We start from the raw sequence: 23,359 nt of genomic DNA, 5'->3' as shown, positions 1-23,359 counted from the left end.
GGCAGGCCGGGTCAGGCGGCGTCGCGCTCTTGCACCGCGATGGCGCGCTCGACGCCGGCGAGGTTCTCGTTCACCAGGCGACGTAGGGAGGCCGGGGCATCGGCGTTCGCCTCGAGCCACGCGAGGGTCGCATCGCGCAGGGCGGCGTTCGCGAGCGGTGCGGGGTACAGACCCGTGATCAGGTACTGCGCGATCTGGTAGCTGCGTGCCTTCCAGATCGGCAGCAGCATCTCGAAGTAGGGCGTGACGAACTCCTCGAGCAGGTCAACGCCGGCCGGATGCGTGAACCCGAGCGCCGTCGAACGCACGATCGTGTTCGGCTGGTCCGAGCGCACGATCAGCGAGTCCCACGCCGCGAGCTTGGCCTCGACGTTCGGCAGGGCGGCCTTCGCCTGCGCGGCGAGTTCCCCACCCTTGGAAGTGTTGTCCTGAGCGAGCGCCTGCTCGATGTGCGCGGCGGTCGCGAAACCACCCGCGGCGAGAGAGATGAGCAGCTGCCACGACAGGTCCGTGTCGATCTCGAGCCCCTCGAGCACGGTCTCGCCGTCACGCAGGCGACGGACCTGTTCCCACTGCGTCGCTGTCGAGGCGGCGCTGGCGAAGGCGGTGACGAACTGCAACTGGCTGTCGGTACCGGGCTCGGCCTGTGCGGCCAGGGCCCAGAGGCCGTCGGCTACGCGCTCGCGCGTCGCCTTTCGCTTATCGGGCGCGACGTACGAGTTCGCGGCGAGCTGCAACTGAGCGAGCGTCGTGCGTACCGTCGTCGACTCGGTCTCGGAGCCGATGTTCAGCAGAACCAGATCGACGTAGTCGGTCGCGGAGGCCTCGGCATCCCGCGTCTGATCCCACGCGGCGCCCCAGACGAGTGAGCGGGCGAGGGGATCTGAGATATCGCGCAGGTGTGCGATCGCGGTGGCAAGCGACCGCTCGTCGAGACGGATCTTGGCGTACGCCAGGTCTTCGTCGTTCAGCAGCACGAGGTCGGGACGCGCGATGCCCGCGAGTTCGGGAACCTCGGTGAGCTCGCCGTCGACGTCCAGCTCGACCTTGTGGACGCGGGTGAGCGCGCCGTTCTCGAGCGCGTAGAAGCCGACGCCGAGCCGGTGCGGGCGGATCGTCGGGTAGTCGGCCGCGGCGGTCTGCGCGATGGCGAATCGCGTGATGGTGCCGTCCGCGTCCTCTTCGATCACGGGGATGAGCGTGTTGACCCCGGATGTCTCGAGCCACAACTTCGCCCACGAGCCGAGCTCGCGGCCACTCGTCTTCTCGAGCTCGACGAGCAGGTCGCCGACCTCGGTGTTGCCCCACTGGTGCTTGTCGAAGTACGCGGCAACGCCCGCGAAGAACTTCTCGATGCCGACCCAGGCGGCGAGCTGCTTGAGCACCGAACCGCCCTTGGCGTAGGTGATGCCGTCGAAGTTGACCTGCACGTCGTCGAGGTCGCGGATCTCGGCGACAACGGGGTGCGTCGAGGGCAGCTGGTCCTGGCGATAGGCCCAGGTCTTCTCCATGGCGTTGAACGTCGTCCAGGCCTCGGTCCACTCGGTCGCCTCGGCGGTGGCGATCGTCGACGCCCACTCGGCGAACGACTCGTTCAGCCAGAGGTCGTTCCACCACTTCATCGTGACGAGGTCGCCGAACCACATGTGGGCGAGCTCGTGCAGGATCGTGACGACGCGGCGCTCCTTGACCGCATCCGTCACCTTGCTGCGGAACACGTACGTCTCGGTGAACGTCACCGCGCCCGCGTTCTCCATCGCCCCGGCGTTGAACTCGGGCACGAAGAGCTGGTCGTACTTGGCGAAGGGGTAGGGGAAGTCGAACTTCTCCTCGTAGTACGCGAATCCCTGGCGCGTCTTCTCGAACACGTAGTCGGTGTCGAGGTGCTGCCACAGGCTCTTGCGGGCGTAGATGCCGAGGGGAATGACGCGACCCGAGGCGTTCGTCAGCTCCGAGAACGTCGACTCGTAGGGGCCGGCGATGAGCGCCGTGATGTACGAAGAGATGCGCGGGGTGGGCTCGAACGTCCAGGTCGCGGTGTCCTCACCAGCCGGGCCCTGAGCCTGTCGAAGGGCGGGCTCGGGGGTGGGGGAGTTCGAGACGACGGCCCACTGCTTGGGCGCGGTGACCGTGAACTGGAACGTGGCCTTGAGGTCGGGCTGCTCGAACACCGCGTACATACGGCGAGAGTCGGGCACCTCGAACTGCGAGTAGAGGTACACCTCGCCGTCGACGGGGTCGACGAAGCGGTGCAGGCCCTCGCCCGTGTTCGTGTACATGCAGTCCGCGTCGATCACGAGTTCGTTATCGCGCTCGAGACCGGTCAGGGCGATGCGCGAGTCGGCGTAGGCCGTGGCCGGGTCGATAGAGCGGCCGTTGAGGGTGACCTCGCGGACGTCGCGCGCGATCAGGTCGATGAAGGTGTCTGCGCCCTTCGTGCCCGTGAAACGGACAACGGTGCGTGAGCCGAAGATCTCGGCGCCGCGCGTGAGGTCGAGGGTGACTTCGTACTCGTGCGTCTCTACGACGGCGCGGCGCTCTTGCGCCTCGATGCGGGTGAGGTTCTCTCCAGGCACAGCGCTACTCCCGTGGGTCGTGGGCGATCGGAGCCGCACGCGCTGCTGGCGCCCGCGGCATCCGTCCAGCCTACTGACGTGCGCGCTCGGTCAGGACTCGCGGAGGACGTGGCTGCGCGCGTGCTCGATCGCGGCAGGCAAGTCGACGAACAGGTGATTCTGGTGGCGGAGCGATCCCAGAACACCGACCGTGCGGAACAGCTCGACATGCCCTTCGCGCACACCCTTGATCAGCACCGTCACGCCGCGGCGCTCGAGCTGTTGCACGATCTCGCCGAGCACGTGGGCTCCGGTCGCGTCGACGAGTTCGAGTTGAGACATCCGCAACACCACGACCGAGACACCGTCGAGTGATGTCACCTCCGCCAGGATGCGATCCGCGGCCGCGAAGAAGAGCGGGCCGTCGAGACGGATGACGGCGATGCGCTCGTCGCCCGGCACGGGGGCGGAGAGAATCGGCTCGCGGTGCACACCGGTGGCACGCGCCAGCCCCCGGAGGGCGAAGACGGCGGCGACGACCATGCCGATCACGACCGCAACGATCAGATCGACCGAAACCGTGACAATCGCCGTCACGATGAAAGCAACCGCATCCGCACGCGTGGAGCGCAGGATCGAACGCGCGGTCGCGAGGTGAACCATCCGGATCGCCGTGATCATCAACACACCCGAGAGCGCAGCGAGCGGAATCGCTCCGACCGGGCCGGCGACCGCGACGACGACGAGCAGCAGCACGAGGGCATGCGTGATGGCCGCGAGTCGTGTGCGCGCCCCGGCTCGAACGTTGACGGCCGTGCGCGCGATGGCACCGGTCGCGGGCATTCCGCCGAACAGTCCCGATCCGATCGAGGCGAGGCCCTGTCCGACGAGTTCGCGGTCTGGCTCGTAGGGCCCGGTGTCGGCGAGCGAGGCGGCAACACGGGCGGACAGGAGGGACTCGATCGCGGCGAGTGCGGCAACGGTCAACGCGGGCAGCAGAAGGCTGGAGAAGACTCCGGGATTGAGGATGGGCACGGTCGGAGCGGGCAGGGACGCGGGGAGCGCTCCGATCACGGCGAGCGGGTTGGCCGCGACGAGCGTGAGGAGCGTTACGACGATCACGCCCACGAGCGATCCGGGAATAGCCGGATGCAGTCGGGGGAGAAGCAGCATGCACGCCGCGACGATGACGACCGCGCCCAGCGCCCAGAGCAGGTAGCCGAGATCGGCCGAGGCAAGGGCGTCGAAAGCCGCGAGCACGACGTTTGTGTGCGATCCGCCATGAGTCGCCGGTCCCGTCAAAGCGGGCACCTGCTGCAAGAAGATGATGATGGCGATACCGAGCGTGAAGCCCTCAATGACGGGCCACGGGATGAACGAGACGGCGCGACCGAGACGCGCAGCGCCCGCAATCAAGACGACCACGCCCGCCAACAGACTCACGATCGCGACGGCGCCCATGCCGTGGGTGGCGACGATCGGGGCCAGGACGACAACCATTGCGCCGGTTGGACCGGACACCTGCACGTTCGATCCTCCGAACACAGCAGCGATCACGCCCGCCACGATCGCCGTGATGAGCCCCGCTGCTGCCCCCGCTCCCGATGAGATTCCGAAACCCAGCGCCAGGGGGAGCGCGACAACGCCCACGGTGACGCCAGCGAGCAGGTCGCGCCGCCAGCTGGTGCGCAGTCCCCGGTAGTCGCCTCGAGCGGGCAAGAGGGCGCGGATGGTGCGCATCGGGCGGGTCACGAGGATGCGGCGGGCGGGGTCAAGCCGAAGGACGGCATACTCGCGACATCGTTCGCACGGGCGCCATCCTCGGCGACCAGCACCGTCAAGAGTCGTCGAGCGACGGCCAGCAGTTCGGCGACCTCGCACCCCGCGAGACGGTAGTAGACATTGCTGCCGCGGCGTTCCGACGTCACCAGGCGGTGGCGGCGCAGGACCGACAGGTGCTGTGACAGGTGGGATGCCTCGAGGTCTGTGCTCGCCTGAAGGTACGCGACGGTGTGTTCACCGCCGTCGGCGAGGAGCTCCAGGATCCGAATCCGCAGTGGGTGCGAGAGGCCTTTGAACAGGCCGGCCTTCACCTCGTAGAGAGGACGCTGCTCGGATGATAGCGACATGATGAAGCCATCATATCGCCGGGCTATCGCGTTGACGGTCCGAGAGCGGGACGGAGTCCTCGCGGTCTGTAGGTTGGGAGCGTGCCAATCGAGCGGGTGACGGATGCCTCGGACCCGCGTCTCGCGGACTACCGGGACCTCACCGATGTCGCGCTACGACGAGTACTCGAGCCCCAGGGTGGGCTGTATCTCGCCGAATCGGCGAAGGTACTCTCGCGGGCTCTCGCCGCCGGGCACAGCCCGCGATCGGTTCTGACGCAGGACAAGTGGGTCGCGGACGTACAGGGGCTGCTCGAAACCGCTCGAGCCACGGACACGCCCGTCTATGTCGTCGACGCGGACGTAGCGGAGTCGGTCACCGGCTACGCCGTGCACCGCGGACTGCTCGCATCGATGCATCGCCCGGAGAATCCACCCGTACTCGAACTCCTGGCGCACGCGCGCAGGGTGGTCGTGCTGGAAGACCTTGTGGATCACACCAACGTCGGGGCCGTGTTCCGCGCGGCCGCGGGAATGGGCGCAGACGCCGTGCTGGTGTCGCCGCGGTGTGCCGACCCGCTGTACCGGCGGAGCATCCGGGTCAGCATGGGGACGGTCTTCCAGGTTCCGTGGACACGCTTGCCCGCCTGGCGCGAGGGCGCCGAGCTCCTCCACGAGGCCGGGTTCCACATCACGGCACTCGCCCTGGCCAAGGATGCCGTCTCGCTCGATGACTTCGTCGAGAACCCTCCCGAGCGGGTGGCAATTGTGCTGGGAGCTGAGGGCGACGGCCTCTCGCGCCAGGCGATCGCCGCTGCCGACTCGACCGTGACGATTCCGATGACCGGGGGCGTCGATTCATTGAACGTCGCCGCCGCGAGCGCGGTCGCCCTCTGGGCTCTGCGCATCCGCGTGTAGACCTCTTCCCGAGTCCGCGCTGGCTAGAGGGTCTTTCTTGGCACGGCGTCGGGATCCTGGCCCGGCGCGAGGATATCCATCGGAAGCGGTTCGGGGCGCTTCGCCGTGACGTGATCGCCCGAGGACTGGTGCCGCAGGCGCCGCAGCACCCAGGGGACGAGGTGCGAGCGTGCCCAGACGAAGTCCCCGGCACGCGCTGTTTGCCACGTCGTGGCGGGTAGCGGGTCAGGTTGCATGGGCACGAGGTCGTTCGGGACGTTGAGCGTCCGAAGCACCATGCGAGCCACCTCGTGATGCCCGAGGGGGTTCAGGTGGAGACGGTCGGCGTCGAAGAAGCGAGCATCCTGGATCTCTTTCAACCCCCACTGGTCGGCGACCACGCAGTCGTAACGGTCGGCGATTGCGCGCAGATTCTCGTTGTAGATCGCGATCTTCCCGCGCATCGCGCGGAAGACGGGCTGCCAGCCCACGTCGATTCCCGTGAAGATGACGATCGTCGCACCGCTCTGCGAGAGCCGTGCGACGGCATCTTCGAACTGGGCGGCGACAGCGTCGGGATCGGCGCCCGGACGGATGATGTCGTTTCCGCCGGCGCACAACGTGACCAGGTCGGGCTTGAGGGCGAGGGCGGGTTCGATCTGCTCGGCGATGATCGGCGCGATCAGCCGTCCGCGCACCGCGAGGTTGGCGTACGCGAAATCGGGCACCTGGGAACCCATCACTTCGGCGACGCGGTCCGCCCACCCACGGTAGCCGCCATCCAGTCGTGGCTCCGGGTCGCCGACACCTTCGGTGAACGAATCGCCGATAGCAACGAATCGGCGCCACGGATGCGTGGGCTGATCCGCAGTATCCGGGTGGGGAGAGTTTGCGGGCTCATGCTCGGGCATCGGACCTCCTCGCTTGTCGACCGTTTTCGACGATACCGCGCGGGGCTGACATCGCGGGGGTGTCGAGGTGGCGGATCGGGGCCGGATGTCGGCGGGTTCGTCTATCGTGGTCAGTCGTGCGTTCGGGCGAGCGGATGCCGGCGCGGGAGGGGTGTGCAGGGTGATCGAGGAGCAACCCGGTGCGCACGTCGGCAGCTTCGCGGCCGAGCACCTGTCGCCCGCGTACCCGCAACGCGCGCCCTGGGGTACGGCGCAGGCCCTGCGTGCGTGGCAGGCCGAGGCACTCGACATCTACTTCGCGCTCGACGGCCCCGAAGGCATCGGAAAGGGGCCACGCGACTTCCTCGCGGCGGCAACCCCGGGAGCCGGCAAGACGACGTTCGCCCTCCGTCTCGCCACCGAGTTGCTCCGTCGGCGGGTCATCAACCGCATCGTCGTCGTCGCCCCGACCGAGCATCTGAAGACGCAATGGGCGGATGCTGCGGCCCGCGTCTCGCTGCGGCTCGACCCGAACTTCAGCAACCGGCACGCCATGCCGTCGCGGCAGTACCACGGCGTCGCTGTGACCTACGCGCAGGTCGCGGTCAAGGCATCCGTCCACGAACGCCTCATCATGGCCGCGCGGACGCTCGTCATTCTCGACGAGGTACACCACGGAGGTGACGCGCTGAGCTGGGGTGATGCGCTTCGCGAGGCCTACGGCCGCGCGACCCGCCGACTACTGCTGTCGGGTACGCCCTTTAGAAGCGACACCGCCCCCATTCCGTTCGTGGAATATGCGCCGAACGAGAAGGGTATTCGTCTCTCGCGGACCGACTACAACTACGGGTACCGCCGCGCGCTCGAAGACGGCGTGGTCCGGCCGGTCATGTTCCTCGTCTACGCAGGCAAGATGCGCTGGCGTACGCGGGCGGGTGACGAGATGGAGGCGTACCTCGGGCAGGACAACACGAAGGACATCACCGCTCAAGCATGGCGGATGGCGCTTGACCCCAACGGCGACTGGATTCCGGCCGTCCTGCGTTCGGCCGACCGGCGCCTGACCGAGGTGCGCGAGCAGATCCCGGATGCCGGGGGGTTGGTGATTGCGACCGACCAGACCGCGGCGCGCGCCTATGCAGCGATTCTGGAATCCATCAGCGGCGAGACGCCGACCGTCGTGCTGTCGGACGAGGCCGAGGCATCTGCCCGTATCGAGCAGTACGCGAACTCGACGTCGCGCTGGCTCGTGGCCGTACGTATGGTGTCGGAGGGCGTGGATGTGCCGCGCCTCGCCGTGGGTGTCTACGCGACATCCGCGTCCACGCCCCTGTTCTTCGCGCAGGCGATCGGACGCTTCGTGCGAGCCCGGCGACGTGGCGAGACGGCCAGCATCTTTCTCCCTAATGTGCCGCAGCTCATCGCGCTAGCTGGCGAGCTGGAGCGCGAGCGCGACCACGCGCTCGACCGCGACAGCGATGCTGAAGACGAGTGGGCCCTCGACGAAGACGCGATGGATGCCGGCGAGCGCGAAGAATCCGCCTCCGATGCTCTGACACAGGAGTTCACGTACCAGGCTCTCGGATCGTTCGCGCACTTCGATCGCGTCATGTTCGACGGCCGCGAGTTCGGTCAGCTCGCCGTGCCGGGAACTCCCGAAGAAGAGGAGTTTCTGGGGCTGCCTGGCCTACTCGAACCGGAGCACGTGCACGAGTTGCTCATGCAACGCCAAGCTCGGCAGGGCAAACACCGGAGCGTCCGCGAGGCCGCCGAGGCAGCGTCGGGCGACGAACGCGCCGTGGATGCTCCGCCGCCCGCTCTGCATCGCACACTGCGGGAGCAGCGCCAGCTGCTGAACAGCCTGGTCGGCCTGTATGCCCGCCAGGCCGGCGAACCGCACGGCCTCGTGCACGCCGAACTGCGCCGCATCTGTGGTGGCCCCGCCGTCTCGCATGCAACGGTGGCACAGCTGCAGGCGCGCATCGAAGTGCTGCGCCGGCGCGTCCACTCCTGAGCGCGGATCGCCTGGCCGGGTGCGCTTCGGAGGCCCGAAATGCTGGCAATAGCGGCAAACGACGGCTGCGGGCAGAGAGCTGTGGATAGCGTTGATCGGGTCCACCACCCCGTCTACTCCACCTTCCCGTCGCCCTGGAGGCCATATGAGCGCGCTCGCGCCGATACCCACCGCCGCCGACAGACGGCGATGGATCCGGTACCTCGTCAACGAACGTGCGGAAGCGAGCGTCTACCGGCACCTTGCAGCGCGACGCGAGGGCGAAGAGCGCGACATCCTTCTCGAGCTCGCGGAGGCGGAAGGGCGGCACGAAGCGCATTGGCTCGAATTGCTCGGCGGTGAACCCGCCCGCCTGCCGAAGGCCGACCTCGAAACGCGTGTACTCGGGTGGATGGCCCGGCGCTTCGGGTCAATCTTCGTGCTCGCCCTCGCGCAGAACGCGGAGGGCCGGTCGCCGTACGACAGCGATGCGGCCGCGACGCCTGCGATGCGCGCCGACGAGAAGATCCACCACGAGGTCGTGCGAGGACTCGCGGCTCGGGGCCGGCGACGATTGTCCGGAACGTTCCGCGCCGCGGTGTTCGGTGCAAACGACGGCCTGGTCAGCAACCTCGCCCTGGTCTTGGGTATCGGGGCGACGGGTGTAGATCCACAGTTCGTGCTCTTCAGTGGCATCGCGGGACTGCTTGCCGGCGCACTGTCGATGGGAGCCGGGGAGTTCGTATCCGTCCGATCGCAACGTGAACTCCTCGCGGCGACCGAACCCAATGGATATGCGGATCATGTTCTGCCTGACCTCGACCTCGACGCCAACGAGCTTGCGCTCGTATACCGCACGCGCGGAATGGCGGTCGGCGAGGCCCTCGAGCGTGCGCGCCTGACGGTCGAGACTGCGCGCGCGGCCGACCGCTCAGTACCCTTCACGGTGTCTCGGGAGGCCGCGGGGGAGCACGACGTGGTGGGCGGTGCGTGGGCCGCGGCGGGCTCGAGTTTTCTGTTCTTCGCCTCGGGCGCGATTATCCCCGTGCTGCCGTGGATCTTCGGGCTCTCGGGTGTCGCCGCGGTCGTGCTGGCGCTGGCCCTCGTGGGTGTCGCGCTGCTCGCGACCGGAGCGATGGTGGGCCTGCTCTCGGGCGGTCCGCCGCTCCGACGCGCGCTGCGTCAGCTCGCGATCGGTTTCGGCGCTGCCGCGGTGACCTACGTGCTGGGTCTGGCCTTCGGTGTATCGATGGGCTGACTATCGCCCGACGACGACTCGGTCCGCATCGAGCGCGAGCCCCGGAATGTCTTTCTCGAGCGAGCGCAACTGCCACTCGGTGCGGAACAGAGCGAGCCGCTGCGACTTCCGCATCACGATCTCGCAGTCGCGCCGGGACGCCAGGGCGGCCGCCGTGTCGGCGTCGACGAGCCGGGCGACGGTGTAGGGCAGGTCGGTCAGTCGAATCGCGACACCGAACTCCGATGCCATCCGCCCCGAAAGTACCTCGAACTGCATCGCGCCGACCGCGCCCAGCACGGGGTTTTGGGGCCCGCGCTTCTCGGAATCCAGAAGTTGAACGACGCCCTCTTCGGTGAGCGCCGTGATGCCCTTGCGGAACTTCTTGGCGGTGCTGACATCGACCGGCGAAGCCAGCGCGAACAGCTCGGGGGTAAACGAGGGGATGCCCTCGAACTCGACCCGGTCCTCGGAGTAGAGCGTGTCGCCGGGGCGCAGGTGCGTGGCATTGACGAGCCCGACAATGTCACCGGGCCACGCGGTGTCGACGGTGTCGCGTTCGCGGCCGAACATCTGCAGGGCGTACTTCGTCGCGAACGGGCGTCCCGTCTGCGCGTGCACCACGGACATCCCTCGCGTGAAGATGCCCGAGCAGATGCGCATGAACGCGACCCGATCTCGGTGCGCCGGGTCCATGTTGGCCTGAACCTTGAAGATCTGTGCAGAGAAAGGCGCGTCGACGGGACGGGGCATCCCGTTCACGTTGACCCGCGGCGTTGCCGAGGGCGCGGCGCGGCAGACGAAACGCAGCAACTGCTCGACGCCGACGTTGCGGACGGCGGCACCGAAGAACACGGGCATGCCGGTCAGATCTGCGAAGGCTTCGGCGCGGAACTCTCCGCCGTCGAGTTCGACCAACTGAGCTTCTTCGACGGCGGTCTGCCAGTCATCCCCGAGCATCCCGGCCGCGTCCGACGCGGGATGAAGCTCGATCCGCGGAAGGTGTGCGTTGCCGTCGACGTGCTCGAACGTGAGAAGTTCGCCGGACGTCACATCTCGTAGCCCGAGGAACCGCCCCGCCTCGCCGACCGGCCAGTTGAGCGGCATCGGCTGACGTGACGTGACGCGCTGCAGTTCGTCGAGCAGGTCGAGGGGATCGCGTCCGGGGCGATCCCATTTGTTGATCATGACGATGATCGGGATGCCGCGGTTTCGGCACACCTCGAACAGTCGGAGGGTCTGGGCCTCCATACCCTTCGACGCGTCGATCAGCATCACGGCCGTGTCGACGGCGGAGAGCACGCGGTACGTGTCCTCCGAGAAGTCCGCGTGCCCCGGTGTGTCCACGACGGTCACGACGACGTCGTCGACGATGAACTGGATCGCGGCGGAGCTGATCGAGATCCCGCGAGCCTTTTCCATCTCCATCCAGTCGGAGACCGTCGAGCGTCGCGTCGACTTGCCATGTACCGCCCCCGCCTCAGAGACGGCGTGGGCGTTCAGTAGCAGCGACTCCGTCAGAGTCGACTTTCCCGCATCCGGGTGCGAAATGATCGCGATCGTCCGTCGACGCTTCGCCTCGTCGACCACGCGGGGGTCGGCCGGGCGATGGTCGGCAGGTACGGTCTCTTCGTCAGATGTCACGATGCTCTCGATTTTAGGTGACTGGGGTGGTACCGCGCTCCGCGAGCGGGAGCTCAACGAAGAAGGCCCCGGATCTGAAATCCCAGATCCGGGGCCTTCTTTACCGCTGTGCGCGAGGGGGGACTTGAACCCCCACGCCCGTTAAAGGGCACTAGCACCTCAAGCTAGCGCGTCTACCTATTCCGCCACCCGCGCATCGATATGTTGCTTGCGCAACCGAGGATCGAGACTATCACGACTCGGCCGGCCACCCCGACCCGGGTAGCGTGGTCGGCATGCCCGGAGCCGATGCGTCCTCTTCGCCATCCCCGTCCGGGCAGGATTTGCCCGAAGTCGCCCAGATCGCGCGCGATCTCATCCGCTTCGACACCTCGAACTGGGGTGGTGGTAAGGCGAACGGGGAGCGCGAGGCCGCGGAGTATGTCGGCGCGTATCTGGAAGCCCTCGGGCTGGCGGTCGACTTTTTCGAGCCCATCCCGAAACGCACCAACGTCCACGCGCGGATCCCCGGCCGAGACGCGTCGAAGCCCGCCTTGATCTTGCACGGGCACCTCGATGTCGTGCCCGCTCCACCCGAGGGATGGAGCGTCGATCCCTTCGCGGGTGAGGTGCGCGACGGGATGCTCTGGGGCAGGGGGGCGGTCGATATGAAGGACATGGATGCCATGATCTTGACCTCGATCGCCGACCTCGTGCGCGCGGGGGAACAACCGGAGCGGGACGTAATCGTCACCTTCTTCGCCGATGAAGAGAACGGCGGTGTCGAGGGCTCCCAGCTCGTCGTCGCCCAGCGTCCCGAGTGGTTCGCGGGCGCGACCGAGGCGATCAGCGAGGTCGGCGGTTACTCCATCTCGGTCGATGACCGCCGGGCGTATCTGCTGCAGGTCGGCGAGAAAGCCCTGATCTGGCTCCGCCTGATCGCCCGGGGGCGTGCCGGTCATGGTTCGCGTCTGCACCCCGACAACGCCGTCACGCGCCTGTCCGAGGCCGTCGCTGCCCTCGGACGCACGCAATGGCCCGTGCGCCTCACGGCGACGACGACGCAGCTGCTCGAGGGCCTCGCAGCCCTCACCGGAACCGACACGAGCGACCCGGACGCGCTCGCGGCGCACGCGGGGCCAGCCGAAGGATTCTTGAGGTCGACCTTCCGCACGACCACCAACCCCACGGGGCTCACCGCCGGCTACAAGCACAACGTGATCCCCGATCACGCCGAAGCCATGATCGACGTGCGGGTTCTGCCGGGCACCGAGGAAGCGGCGCTAGCGGACATCCGTCGCATCATCGGTGACGACGTCGAGATCGAGATCGTGCACGCCGACATCGGCCTCGAAGTGCCCTTCGCCGGTGCGCTGGTCGACGAGATGGTCGCGGTGCTCGGGCAGCACGATCCGGGTGTGCCCGTCATCCCCTACCTGATGGGAGGCGGCACCGATAACAAGGCGCTGGCGGCTCTCGGGATCGCGGGCTTCGGCTTCGCGCCGTTGCGCCTCCCCGCCGATCTCGATTTCACGGGTATGTTCCACGGCATCGACGAACGCGTCCCGATCGAATCGCTCGAGTTCGGTCAGCGCGTGCTCACCGACCTGCTTCGTCGATACTGACCTACGGATGCCTCGGTCAGAGGCCATCTCCATCGCCCCGTCACGACCCCGCACCGAAAGTTGCCCATGCAGTTCATCGAAGCCCTGATTCTCGGCATCGTGCAGGGACTCACCGAGTTCCTGCCCATCTCATCGAGCGCGCATCTGCGCATCCTCGGCGAGTTCCTGCCGTCGGCAACCGACCCCGGGGCGACGTTCACCGCCATCACCCAGATCGGTACCGAAGCCGCCGTGCTCGTGTACTTCTGGGGCACGATCGTGCGCATCATCTCTCGCTGGGCGCAGTCGCTGGCGGGCAAGGTTCCGCGCAATGACCCGGATGTACGGATGGGATGGCTCATCATCATCGGCTCCGTGCCGATTGCCGTGCTGGGGTACCTGTTCCAGGACACCATCCGAGGGACGTTCCGAAACCTCTGGCTCGTCGCGATCGTGCTGATCGTGTTCGGTCTCCTGCTGGGTGCCGCGGACTACTGGGGTCGCCGCACGCGCGAGTTGACAGACCTCACCTACCCGCACGGTCTGGCGCTCGGCTTCGCTCAAGCGCTCGCGCTCATCCCGGGAGTCTCCCGATCGGGCGCGACCACGACGGTGGGTCTCACGCTCGGCTACACGCGACCCGCCGCGGCCGAATACGCGTTCCTGCTCGCCGTGCCTGCGGTGTTCGGGTCGGGATTCTACGAGCTGGTGCAGAGCTTCGAGGGGCCGACCGGCCCCTACAGCCTGATCGACACGGCAGCCGCGACGGTCGTGGCGTTCATTGTCGGTCTCGCGGTGATCGCCTTCCTGATGCAGTACCTCAAGCGCGGCAGCTTCCTGCCGTTCGTGATCTACCGGCTGCTGCTCGGCATCGCCCTGATCGTGCTGCTGCTGACGGGCGTTCTGCAGCCCTACTGACGACGAAGATGCCGGCAGGTTTGCTCCGTTTCGTCTCGCTGCGCTCGCTCAACGACCGGGGCGGGCGTTGAGCGAGGAGCGGAGCGACGAGTCGAAACGCTGTCAGCGGCGCGGGTCGTCGCGGCCGGGCTTCGAGGGCCCGTCGCCACCCCGGCGCAGGTAGCGCTCGAACTCCTGGGCGATCGCGTCGCCGGATGCCTCGGGTGAGTCCCAGGTGTCGCGCGTGCGCTCGAGCTGACGGATGTACTCCGTCATCTCTTCGTCGTCGGCGGCTGCGGCGTCGATGGATGCTTCCCAGGTCGCGGCCTGGGTCGGCAGATCGCCCCGCTCGATCGGCGCGCCCGCGACATCTTCGAGTCGGTCCAGAAGCGCGAGTGTCGCCTTCGGCGAGGGAGTGTGTCCCGCCACGTAGTGCGGCACGCTCGCCCACAGCCCAACGGCGGGGATACCGGCCTCTTCGGCTGCGGCCGACAGGACGGACAGGATTCCGACCGGCCCCTCGTAGGTGCTGCGTTCGAGCCCGAGGCTCTCCCGGATGCGCTCGTTTTCGGTACCCGCGAAAACGGAGATGGGGCGCGTGTGTGGGACGTCGGACATCATCGAGCCCAGGCCGACGATGCCGGTGATGTCTTCGCGGAGGGCGACATCGACGAGCTCGGCGGCGAACGCCTGCCAGGCGCGTGCCGGCTCGACTCCCGTGAGCAGCCACAGCTGCGTGCCACGCGTGCGTTGCGCGGGACGAAGGATGCTCGCCTCGGGCCAGCGCAGCGAGCGTCGTCCTTCGGCATCCATGGCCACCGACGGGCGCGTGTATTGGTAGTCGAAGTAGAGCTCCGGGTCGACCGAGTGGACGGGTTCGAATTCTCCCGCGCCGCGCAGTACCCCGAGGGCAGCCGACGCTGCTTCGCCCGCGTCGTTCCAACCATCGAATGCGACCACGAGCACTCTGCGTCCGAGACCTTCCACCGCGCCTCCTCCCACCGCGCCTCCCGGGTGCGGTCCACGTGATGACGGATGTCGTCGCGCGGAATCACTCCAGGATAGGCGTTCGCGCTCGGGGACGGTCCAGGCTCGGCGCGAGGCGCTCGGTAGCATGGGGAGAGTGACCCATCCCCATCCGCGTGCTGTCCTCTGGGACATGGACGGAACCCTCGTCGATACCGAACCCCACTGGATGGCGGCTGAAACGCCGCTCGTGGAAAGCTTCGGGGGGACGTGGTCGCACGAACAGGCTCTGCAGCTCGTCGGTCTCGGACTGGAAGATTCGGCCCGTATCTTTCAGGCCGCCGGCGTGCGGATGGGTGTTCCCGAGATCATCGATCGCCTGACCGACGATGTGCTGGCCTCGCTCGCGAGCGGCGGCGTGCCGTTCCGCCCGGGTGCACGCGAGTTGCTGATGAGTCTGCGCCAGGCGGGTATCCCCACCGCCCTGGTGACGATGTCGATGCGCCGGATGGCGACGTCCATCGTGGATCTACTCGATTTCGACGCCTTCGACCTGATCGTCGCCGGCGACGACGTCGAGCGTCCCAAACCATTCCCCGACCCCTACCTCAAGGCCGCGGAACTGCTCGGTGTCGACATCAGCGACACGGTCGCGATCGAGGACTCCCCGAACGGGGTGCGCTCGGCCGTTGCGGCGGGCTGCACCGTCATCGGCGTGCCGAATCTCGTCTCGCTGGCGGGTACCGGCACGTCGGTCATCATCGAGACGCTCGCCGGAGTGGGCGTCGCGGATGTCGCGCGCATGCATTCCGAACGTGGTCTGCACGCCGGGCACGTCGCATGACGGGCGCGGAGCAGTACGAGGGTCCGCGCACGTCCGGACCTTTCGGTGCGGGTGATCGGGTACAGCTGACGGGCCCCAAGGGCCGCCTGCACACCATCACTCTGCGTGCCGGAGGCGAGTTGCACACGCACCACGGCGTGCTCCGTCACGAGGCGCTCATCGGACTACCGGATGGCTCGGTCGTCGAGAACAGCGCCGGCCACGAGTACCTGGCCCTTCGTCCCCTGCTGCGCGACTTCGTCATGTCGATGCCACGCGGTGCGGCGATCGTGTACCCGAAGGATGCGGCGCAGATCCTCGCGCAGGCGGATGTGTTCCCCGGGGCGACGGTCGTCGAGGCGGGCGTGGGATCGGGTGCGCTTTCGCTCTGGCTGCTTCGCGCGATCGGCCCCGCCGGTCGCCTCATGTCGTTCGAGCGTCGTGCCGACTTCGCCGAGGTTGCGCGGGCGAACGTGCAGACGTTCCTCGGTGAGGAACCGCCGACGTGGCAGGTCGTCGTGGGTGACCTTGCCGAAGAACTGCCCGCGGCCACCGAACCCGCGAGCGTCGATCGCGTCGTGCTCGACATGCTGGCCCCCTGGGAGTGCATCGGTGTCGTTGCCGAGGCGCTTCGGCCCGGCGGTGTCGTGATCTGCTACGTCGCCACGGCGACGCAGCTCTCGCGCGTGGCCGAGTTCTTGCGCGGTACGGGGCTGTTCACCGAACCCGAGTCATCCGAGACCATGGTGCGCGGATGGCACGTCGAGGGCCTCGCGGTACGGCCCGACCATCGGATGGTCGCGCACACGGGCTTTCTCATCTCGGCCCGCAGGCTCGCGCCGGGTGCGGTCGCTCCCGAGCAGAAGCGCCGCGCCTCGAAGTCGAGCTACGGCGACGAAGACGTCGAGCTCTGGACACCGGGCGCCGTCGGAGACCGCGACATCACCGACAAGAATCTTCGCAAGCGAGTGCGCGAGGCGCGGCGCGCGGCCGACGCGCGGCGGATCGGCGACGGGCCGGTCGAGACCACTGCAGATGATGGCCCGGGCGTCACCCCCGGCACTGCCGCTGACAGTGACGCGGAAGCGGCGACCGTAGACTGATGCCCGTGCGTAAATTCCTCGTAACCGCGGTCGCGGTCGGTCTCGTCGGCGTTGGACTTGTCGGATGCTCGTCGGCCAATTCGGCGGACACGTCGTGCGTCCGGCCTGTCTCTCCGGAGACCGAGCTGCCGGCGACCGTGACGGGTGCCTTCGGATCCGAGCCCGAGTTGGACGCCTACACTCCCGTGATCACGGACGAGACGGTTTGGATGGATCCCATCGAGGGCGACGGGCTTGCCATCACGACGCCTGACCAATTGGTGCTCGCAGACATCGTGCTGTTCGACGGATCGACCGGCGAGCGCCTCGGCGCGACCCTTTTCGATGGCGATCTGGCACAGGCGCGCCCGCTGTCCGAGTGGACGACGACTTTTCCGGGGCTCGAGGATTCCCTTACCTGTGCTCGTGAGGGGAGCCGCGTTCTCACGGTGATGCCGAGCTCTTCGTTGCCGGCCGAGTCTGCGGCAAGCCTGGGATTGGCCGAAGACGGCGCTGCGATTCTGTCGGTCGACCTGCAGAAGGTCTACCTCGCGAAGGCAAACGGTACCGATCAGTTCGTGACGGAGAACGGCCTACCGAGCGTCGTTCGCGCGCCCGATGGCCGTCCGGGAATCATCGTCCCCGACAGCGCTCCACCGACGGATCTGAAGGTCGAGGTCCTGAAAAAGGGCACCGGCGCCGAGGTGACCGGGGATGTGCCCGTGCGGCTCGCGTACACCGGTGTGCTCTGGGACGACAAGACAGAATTCGACTCGTCCTGGGGCAAAACACCGGTTTCGTTCTCACTCGACCAGGTCGTCGAGGGGTTCGGGGAGGGTCTTCGCGGGCAGACGGTGGGTTCGCAGGTGCTCATCGTGATTCCGCCCGAGCTCGGCTACGGCGACCAGGCGAACGCTGCGGTGCCGGCGGGCTCGACTCTCGTGTTCGTGGTCGACATCCTCGGGCTCGACGAACTGCCGGAGTGATCCCGCGCCCCGTCTGGGGTTCCGTGCCCGCGCCTAGGATGGGTCCGTGCCGGAGAAGATTGCGCCCGAGGAGCGACTGCTGAGCCTCACCGTCGCGCTCATGGCGCACCGGTACGGCCTGACGAAGGAGCAGATCCTCTCGTCTGTCTCTGGTTATCGCGAGGCGCGCGCGGAGGGTCGCAGCTCCGACGCCCTCGAGAAGATGTTCGAGCGCGACAAGGACGCCCTCCGTGACCTGGGCGTCCCGATCCACACGGTGGGGGACCATGCAGACCCGGACGACCTCCGCGAAGCGCGCTACCTGATCCCCAAGGCCGAGTATCTGCTGCCCGAGGACATCACCTTCACGCCCGCAGAGGTGGCTGTTCTGAACCTTGCCGCCGCAGTGTGGGGTGAGAGCTCGATGTCGGCAGACGCAAGCGCCGCTCTTCGCAAGATCCGTGCGCTCGGGATCGACGTCGATGAGCCCATCATCGGGTTCGCCCCGCGCATCTCGGCGCGCGACCCCGCCTTCGCTCCGCTCCGGCAGGCCAATGACCAGGCTCGCGTCGTGCGGTTCACCTACGTCAAGCCGGGCGACGATGTCCCGCGTGTGCGAACGGTCGAACCCCATGCGCTGATCGAGTTCGAGGGTCGCTGGCACGTGCACGGACTCGACCGCGATCTCGGTCAGACGCGCACCTTCCTGCTGTCGCGAATCGTCGGGGACGTCGTGGTGACGAAGGAAGGATTCGATCCCGAGGCCCGCGCCGGTGCGGGGGAGCGCGCTCGTCTGGGCCTCGAGAGTGTGTCGGCGCAGAACGTCGCCGCGTTGCGCGTGCAGGACGCGACCGAGGCCGCGGTGCGTTTGCGTCGGCGAGGCACGCGAGACGGAGACATCCTGCACGTCGGGTTCGTTGACATTCACGTGCTCGCCGACGAGCTCGCCTCGTATGGCCCCGAGGTGCGGGTCGAGTCCCCGCCGGAGCTCCGCCGCGAGGTCATTGCGCGGTTGCAGCGGACTCTCGAGGCGCACGGGGTGAGCGCATGAGTGCCGGAAAGCCGCTTCTCGCGATCGACCGCGTCGCGATCGTGATGAACCTCGTGCCGTATCTGGTGGAACGCGGGCCCGTCTCGGTCACCGAGGCTGCACGCGAGCTCGATGTCGCGCCCGACGTCTTGCGACGCTTGGCCGAGGGATTGGTCGTGATCGGTCTGCCCGACGGCATGCACAACGACCTGTTCGACATCGACTGGGACCTGCTCGACGAACATGACGAACTGCAGCTGCTCAACACCGTCGCCTTCGAACGGGCGCCGCGGCTCACAGCTCGCGAAGCGGCGGCGCTCCTGGCGGGACTGCAGCTCGCGGGTGCCGCCCCCGGCGTCGCGGCTCAGGGGGTCGTGCCCGGTCTCATCGCGAAGCTCTCGCGCGGTGCGAGCACAGCGCCCGCAGAGTTGACCGTGACCGCGAATCCCGGCGACGAGGTGCGGTCGGCCGTCATGGACGCGCTCGACCGAGGCTTCGCGGTGTCGTTCACCCATCAGAAGCCGGATGATTCGCCCACGACGCGCACGGTCGACCCGGTCAAGATCCTGGTCAAGGACGACCAGTGGTACCTGCGGGGCTGGTGCCACATGCGCCGCGATATGAGGACGTTCCACCTCGAGCGCGTCAGCGACGTCGTGGTCACCGACATCCCCGCGGGTGCTCACGATGATCCTGAAGAAACAATGTTCGGCACGGCGGACGGCCCTCTCGAGGCGACCATCCGTTTCACCTCGCATGTCGCTCCTCTTCTCGGGCAGTTCCTGGATCACGCCGTGGTGAAGTCCGAGGGCGCCCGGTCGAACGCGGTGCTGCGCGTCGCCGACCCGACCCAGCTCAAGCGACTGGCTACGCGTCGCGGGGGAGAGGTCGAGATCGTCGCTCCCGACGAAGCACGCGTCGCCGCCGTCGAGTGGGCGCGGGCGGGGCTTGCTCAGTACCGGTAGGTCGCCGCGCCTTCAAGGCTCCCCTCGCATACCCGGGGTAGACTGAAATCTGCGCACGTTCTGGCGATACGACGGAGAGAGCACATGCTAGGAAACCTGACTGGATGGCACCTGCTGATCCTCCTCGCCGTGATCTTGCTCTTGTTCGGCGCCGCGAGGCTTCCGGCGCTCGCCCGCAGCATGGGCCAGTCTGCGCGTGCTTTCCGCGGCGAGATGAAGGCGATGAAGGAAGAGGACGCGGCTTCCGACACCGCGAAGGCAGACCAGACCGCTGCTCCCTATCCGCCGTCGGCTACGGGGCTCACGGCGCCCCCGCCGGCTGGAAGCCCCGAAGCCAAGCCGTAGTCGAGCGTGGTCACGACCGACGCGGGCGCGACCGTCTCGGAGGACGAACCGCGCCGCGACAAGCGGATGTCTCTCGCGGCGCACCTCGTGGAGTTGCGCAAGCGGTTGATGATCGCTGCGCTTGCGCTCGTGGTTGGCATGGTCGTTGCCTTCTTCATCACTGGACCGATCATCGATCTGCTGACGGTTCCCATCCGACAGATCGCGGAAGAAGAGGGGCGGACCTATGTCCAGCTCAACTTCGACACCGTCACCGGCGGGTTCGACCTGCGTTTGCGGATCTCGTTCGCGATCGGATTGTTGATCTCGGCCCCTGTCTGGCTCTGGCAGATTTGGGCGTTCATCATGCCCGGGCTCACTCGCAAAGAGGCCCGGTATACCTGGTCGTTCCTCGGAGCGGCCATCCCTCTCTTTTTCGCAGGCTGCACGCTCGGTTTTTTCCTCCTGCCCCACGTCATCGAGCTCATGGCGAGCTTCGTCCCGACGGGCATGGCTCAGTTCTACAAGTACGACATCTATTACGATTTCGTCTTCAAGTTCCTGCTGGTGATAGGCGTCGCGTTCGTCCTGCCGGTCTTCCTCGTGGCGCTCAACCTCGCCGGCATTATGAGCGGCATCGCGATCCTAAAGGGCTGGCGGGTGGCGGTCATCATCTCGACGACCTTCGCCGCGCTGGCCACCCCAGCAGCGGATATCGCCTCCATGCTCCTCTTAGCCGGAGTGATGATCATCCTGTACCTCGCCGCGGCTGGGCTCTCGCTCCTCTTCGACCGACGTCGTCGCCGTCGTGAGCCCCCACTCCTGCCGACGCCCGGACTCGACGGGTGAGTCCCTCGGCAGAGGTGCCGTCGCCCGCCGAGCGGTTCGCGGCCGCCCGCGAGGCGCAGCGACACCCCGCTACCTCAGCCTTTGCCGAAGCGCAGCCGTTCGATCTCGATCCGTTTCAGATCGCCGGATGCCAGGCGCTCGAAGAAGGTCGCAGCGTGCTGGTCGCGGCCCCGACCGGAGCGGGCAAAACGATCGTGGGCGAGTTCGCCATCCATCTGGCGATGCTGTCCGACCGCGGCAAGGCGTTCTACACGACGCCGATGAAGGCGCTCTCGAACCAGAAATTCCGTGAACTCCAGCAGGTCTACGGCGCAGATCAGGTCGGGCTACTCACGGGCGACACCAACATCAACGGCAATGCTCGGGTCGTCGTCATGACGACCGAGGTGCTGCGGAACATGCTGTACGCCGACTCGCCAGCTCTGCGTGATCTCTCGTTTGTTGTGATGGATGAGGTGCACTACCTCGCCGACCGCTTCCGCGGTGCCGTGTGGGAGGAAGTCATCATCCACCTGCACCGCTCGGTCCGACTCGTCTCCCTGTCGGCGACGGTATCCAACGCCGAGGAGTTCGGTGACTGGCTCGACACGGTCCGCGGCGACACGGAGGTCATCGTGTCGGAGACTCGTCCCGTGCCGCTCGAGCAGCACGTGCTCGTCCGTAGCGACCTGCTGCCGCTCTTCGACGATCGGGCCGGGATCGCGACGGCGCAGGTCAACCAAGAGCTGATGCGCGTCCGGTCGGTCAAGGGACCCAACTTCGAGAACAGTCGACGCGCGCAGAGCATGAACAGCGGGCGGCAGTCGGGCCGCTACGAGCCGTCCCGAGGCCGTCCTCAGCGGGGCGGACAGCGTCCGGTGCGGCCGAGCAATGTGCAGCGGATCGAGCGGATGGATCGCCCGGAGGTGGTCGAACTGTTGCGCCGCAACAATCTGCTGCCGGCGATCTTCTTCATCTTCAGCCGGGCCGGGTGCGAGCAGGCCGTCGCGCAGGTTCGACGCGCGAACCTGCGCCTCACAACGCCCGAAGAGCGCGCCGAGATCCGCGCGATCGTGGAAGATCGCACGCGCTCACTCCCCGACGAAGACCTGGCCGTGCTGGGCTTCTGGGAGTGGCGCGACAATCTCGAGCGGGGAGTGGCGGCGCACCACGCCGGAATCCTGCCCGCCTTCAAAGAGGTCGTGGAAGAGCTTTTTCGGCGCAAGCTCGTGCGGGCGGTGTTCGCGACCGAGACCCTCGCTCTCGGCATCAACATGCCGGCGCGTACCGTGGTGCTCGAAAAACTCGAGAAGTTCAACGGCGAAGCCCGCGTCGCGATCACGTCGGGGGAGTACACGCAGCTCACCGGACGTGCGGGTCGCCGGGGCATCGACGTCGAGGGTCACGCGGTCATCCAGTGGACCGAGGGGCTCGACCCGCAGGCGGTCGCCGCCCTTGCCTCGCGCCGCACGTATCCGCTGCACTCGAGCTTTCGCCCGACGTACAACATGGCCGTGAACCTGATCGATCGGTACGGTCGGGCGCGCGCACGCGAGCTGCTCGAATCGTCGTTCGCTCAGTTCCAGGCCGACCGGGCCGTGGTCGGACTCGCCCGCCAGGTGCGCGAGCAAGAAGAATCGCTCGCCGGCTACGAGAAATCGATGACGTGCGATCGTGGCGACTTCACGGAGTATTCGCGGATCCGACGCGAGCTGAGCGATCTCGAGAAACAGAACCGGGGGGAGTTTCTCCGTTCGAAGGGTGCGCGCGAGCGGCGGCAGTCGCAGATTCGCGATCTCCGAACGCGGATGCAGCGGCATGCGTCTCACACCTGCCCCGATCGCGAGGCACACGCCCGCTGGGCCGAGCGGTATTGGAAGCTCAAGCGTCAGACGGATAAGGCCCGGCGTGAGATCGACACCCGCACGGGCACGGTCGCGCGCCAGTTCGACCGCGTTACCGATGTGCTCGCCGCGCTCGACTACCTGCGTGTGGGGGAGGACGGTGGAACCACGCTGACCGCCGCGGGGCGCACGATGCGCCGGATCTACGGCGAGCGGGACCTGCTTGTCGCCGAGTCGCTGCGGCGTGGGCTGTGGGATCGGTTGGATGCGCCTTCGTTGGCCGCACTAGCGAGCTGCCTGGTCTACGAGCCGCGCCGTGATTCCGCAGGTCCCGGCGAGCATGGACTTCCCGGCGGCGAGTTCCGGGTCGCTTTGAGCGCAACGGAAGAACTCTGGTCCGACCTCGATGACCTCGAGCGGGAGCATCGCCTGCCCGGATCGGAGCCTCTCGCCACCGGCCTTGCGCGTGCGATACGCGGCTGGGCCCGGGGGATGCCCCTGGACCGTGTCCTCGAAGACGCCGATATGGCGGCCGGGGACTTCGTGCGCTGGTGCAAACAACTGATCGATCTGCTCGATCAACTCTCGATCGTCGCGGACGGAGAGTTGGGGCGCACGGCACGGACCGCGCTCGATGCGGTGCGGCGTGGGATCGTCGCGTACTCAGGTGCGTGAGCACGTGCGGCGGCGGCTGCGCTCCGGGCCGGTACACAGCTCGGCGACCGTAG

At 67.5% G+C, this 23,359-nt stretch carries 19 protein-coding genes and 1 tRNA gene; 13 read left to right on the top strand and 7 right to left on the bottom strand.

The window, feature by feature from the left end; genetic code table 11:
• Positions 1-11 precede the first annotated feature (11 nt).
• The 3 genes from pepN to ACT9TC_RS01055 all read right to left on the bottom strand — a co-directional run bounded on the left by pepN (position 12) and on the right by ACT9TC_RS01055 (position 4,684).
• Entirely contained in the window at positions 12-2,576 is a 2,565-nt protein-coding gene (gene pepN / locus ACT9TC_RS01065; protein ID WP_458041638.1) for an aminopeptidase N, read from the bottom strand.
• A 90-nt stretch (positions 2,577-2,666) separates the two neighbouring features.
• A complete protein-coding gene (locus tag ACT9TC_RS01060; protein ID WP_458041637.1) occupies positions 2,667-4,295 on the bottom strand; it encodes a SulP family inorganic anion transporter in 1,629 nt (542 codons plus the stop codon).
• 8 nt (positions 4,296-4,303) lie between these two features.
• Complete coding sequence (locus ACT9TC_RS01055) at positions 4,304-4,684, bottom strand: ArsR/SmtB family transcription factor (RefSeq protein WP_458041636.1); 381 nt, start codon at positions 4,682-4,684, stop codon at positions 4,304-4,306.
• Positions 4,685-4,765: 81 nt separating this feature from the next.
• On the opposite strand from ACT9TC_RS01055, the gene ACT9TC_RS01050 reads away from it, so the two are divergent.
• Entirely contained in the window at positions 4,766-5,581 is an 816-nt protein-coding gene (locus tag ACT9TC_RS01050) for a TrmH family RNA methyltransferase (RefSeq protein ID WP_458041635.1), read from the top strand.
• Between the two features lie 23 nt (positions 5,582-5,604).
• Here the strand turns inward: ACT9TC_RS01050 and ACT9TC_RS01045 are convergent, their stop codons facing one another.
• Positions 5,605-6,471: an SGNH/GDSL hydrolase family protein gene (locus ACT9TC_RS01045; RefSeq protein WP_458041634.1), complete on the bottom strand. Its 867-nt coding sequence runs from the start codon at positions 6,469-6,471 to the stop codon at positions 5,605-5,607.
• Between the two features lie 160 nt (positions 6,472-6,631).
• Here ACT9TC_RS01045 and ACT9TC_RS01040 point away from each other — a divergent pair, with 160 nt between their 5' ends.
• Both ACT9TC_RS01040 and ACT9TC_RS01035 read left to right on the top strand, forming a co-directional pair.
• Positions 6,632-8,464 carry a DEAD/DEAH box helicase gene (locus ACT9TC_RS01040; RefSeq protein ID WP_458041633.1) on the top strand — a complete coding sequence of 611 codons (1,833 nt, stop codon included), beginning with the start codon at positions 6,632-6,634 and terminating at the stop codon, positions 8,462-8,464.
• A gap of 145 nt (positions 8,465-8,609) precedes the next feature.
• Entirely contained in the window at positions 8,610-9,701 is a 1,092-nt protein-coding gene (locus ACT9TC_RS01035) for a VIT1/CCC1 transporter family protein (RefSeq protein WP_458041632.1), read from the top strand.
• On the opposite strand, the gene ACT9TC_RS01030 is transcribed toward ACT9TC_RS01035, so the two are convergent.
• A complete protein-coding gene (locus tag ACT9TC_RS01030) occupies positions 9,702-11,324 on the bottom strand; it encodes a peptide chain release factor 3 (protein ID WP_458041631.1) in 1,623 nt (540 codons plus the stop codon).
• Positions 11,325-11,433: 109 nt separating this feature from the next.
• Positions 11,434-11,519, bottom strand: a tRNA-Leu gene (locus ACT9TC_RS01025).
• A gap of 80 nt (positions 11,520-11,599) precedes the next feature.
• Here ACT9TC_RS01025 and ACT9TC_RS01020 point away from each other — a divergent pair.
• Together ACT9TC_RS01020 and ACT9TC_RS01015 are read left to right on the top strand one after the other, a co-directional pair.
• Positions 11,600-12,928 (top strand): M20/M25/M40 family metallo-hydrolase, encoded by a 1,329-nt coding sequence (locus tag ACT9TC_RS01020; RefSeq protein WP_458041630.1) that lies wholly within the window; start codon positions 11,600-11,602, stop codon positions 12,926-12,928.
• Positions 12,929-12,994: 66 nt separating this feature from the next.
• Positions 12,995-13,825, top strand: coding sequence for an undecaprenyl-diphosphate phosphatase (locus ACT9TC_RS01015; protein ID WP_458041629.1), 831 nt, complete (start codon positions 12,995-12,997; stop codon positions 13,823-13,825).
• Positions 13,826-13,927: 102 nt separating this feature from the next.
• Here the strand turns inward: ACT9TC_RS01015 and ACT9TC_RS01010 are convergent, their stop codons facing one another.
• Positions 13,928-14,791: a PAC2 family protein gene (locus tag ACT9TC_RS01010; protein ID WP_458041628.1), complete on the bottom strand. Its 864-nt coding sequence runs from the start codon at positions 14,789-14,791 to the stop codon at positions 13,928-13,930.
• 136 nt (positions 14,792-14,927) lie between these two features.
• Between ACT9TC_RS01010 and ACT9TC_RS01005 the strand changes: the two genes are divergently transcribed.
• From ACT9TC_RS01005 to ACT9TC_RS00970, 8 genes are all read left to right on the top strand, one after another.
• Positions 14,928-15,614, top strand: a complete 687-nt coding sequence (locus ACT9TC_RS01005) for an HAD family hydrolase (RefSeq protein WP_458041627.1) — start codon at positions 14,928-14,930, stop codon at positions 15,612-15,614.
• Positions 15,611-16,696: a tRNA (adenine-N1)-methyltransferase gene (locus ACT9TC_RS01000; RefSeq protein WP_458041626.1), complete on the top strand. Its 1,086-nt coding sequence runs from the start codon at positions 15,611-15,613 to the stop codon at positions 16,694-16,696. Before ACT9TC_RS01005 ends, ACT9TC_RS01000 begins: the two co-directional genes overlap by 4 nt.
• 5 nt (positions 16,697-16,701) lie before the next feature.
• The gene (locus ACT9TC_RS00995) at positions 16,702-17,661 is read left to right on the top strand and encodes an FKBP-type peptidyl-prolyl cis-trans isomerase (RefSeq protein ID WP_458041625.1); all 960 of its coding nucleotides are present in this window, start codon (positions 16,702-16,704) and stop codon (positions 17,659-17,661) included.
• A 46-nt stretch (positions 17,662-17,707) separates the two neighbouring features.
• A complete protein-coding gene (locus ACT9TC_RS00990) occupies positions 17,708-18,691 on the top strand; it encodes a helix-turn-helix transcriptional regulator (protein WP_458041624.1) in 984 nt (327 codons plus the stop codon).
• Positions 18,688-19,635, top strand: a complete 948-nt coding sequence (locus ACT9TC_RS00985; RefSeq protein WP_458041623.1) for a helix-turn-helix transcriptional regulator — start codon at positions 18,688-18,690, stop codon at positions 19,633-19,635. The genes ACT9TC_RS00990 and ACT9TC_RS00985 overlap by 4 nt, the downstream gene beginning before the upstream one ends.
• A gap of 84 nt (positions 19,636-19,719) precedes the next feature.
• A complete protein-coding gene (gene tatA, locus ACT9TC_RS00980; protein ID WP_458041622.1) occupies positions 19,720-19,980 on the top strand; it encodes a Sec-independent protein translocase subunit TatA in 261 nt (86 codons plus the stop codon).
• A 66-nt stretch (positions 19,981-20,046) separates the two neighbouring features.
• A complete protein-coding gene (gene tatC, locus ACT9TC_RS00975) occupies positions 20,047-20,808 on the top strand; it encodes a twin-arginine translocase subunit TatC (RefSeq protein WP_458042975.1) in 762 nt (253 codons plus the stop codon).
• A gap of 14 nt (positions 20,809-20,822) precedes the next feature.
• Positions 20,823-23,306: a DEAD/DEAH box helicase gene (locus ACT9TC_RS00970; RefSeq protein WP_458042974.1), complete on the top strand. Its 2,484-nt coding sequence runs from the start codon at positions 20,823-20,825 to the stop codon at positions 23,304-23,306.
• The last annotated feature ends 53 nt before the right edge of the window (positions 23,307-23,359 follow it).

The sequence above is a fragment of the Microbacterium sp. HM-570 genome, from assembly GCF_054165885.1.
Note: the sequence above shows the minus strand (reverse complement) of the source record. Positions and strands in the feature narration are given on the sequence as shown.

Coding starts and splice junctions, on each gene's coding strand:
- ACT9TC_RS01000 (WP_458041626.1), top strand. CDS start 15,611: ATGACGGGCGCGGAGCAGTACGAGGGTCCGCGCACGTCCGGACCTTTC.
- ACT9TC_RS01035 (WP_458041632.1), top strand. CDS start 8,610: ATGAGCGCGCTCGCGCCGATACCCACCGCCGCCGACAGACGGCGATGG.
- ACT9TC_RS01020 (WP_458041630.1), top strand. CDS start 11,600: ATGCCCGGAGCCGATGCGTCCTCTTCGCCATCCCCGTCCGGGCAGGAT.
- ACT9TC_RS00985 (WP_458041623.1), top strand. CDS start 18,688: ATGAGTGCCGGAAAGCCGCTTCTCGCGATCGACCGCGTCGCGATCGTG.
- ACT9TC_RS01055 (WP_458041636.1), bottom strand. CDS start 4,684: ATGTCGCTATCATCCGAGCAGCGTCCTCTCTACGAGGTGAAGGCCGGC.
- ACT9TC_RS01015 (WP_458041629.1), top strand. CDS start 12,995: ATGCAGTTCATCGAAGCCCTGATTCTCGGCATCGTGCAGGGACTCACC.
- ACT9TC_RS01045 (WP_458041634.1), bottom strand. CDS start 6,471: ATGCCCGAGCATGAGCCCGCAAACTCTCCCCACCCGGATACTGCGGAT.
- ACT9TC_RS01060 (WP_458041637.1), bottom strand. CDS start 4,295: ATGCGCACCATCCGCGCCCTCTTGCCCGCTCGAGGCGACTACCGGGGA.
- tatA (WP_458041622.1), top strand. CDS start 19,720: ATGCTAGGAAACCTGACTGGATGGCACCTGCTGATCCTCCTCGCCGTG.
- tatC (WP_458042975.1), top strand. CDS start 20,047: ATGTCTCTCGCGGCGCACCTCGTGGAGTTGCGCAAGCGGTTGATGATC.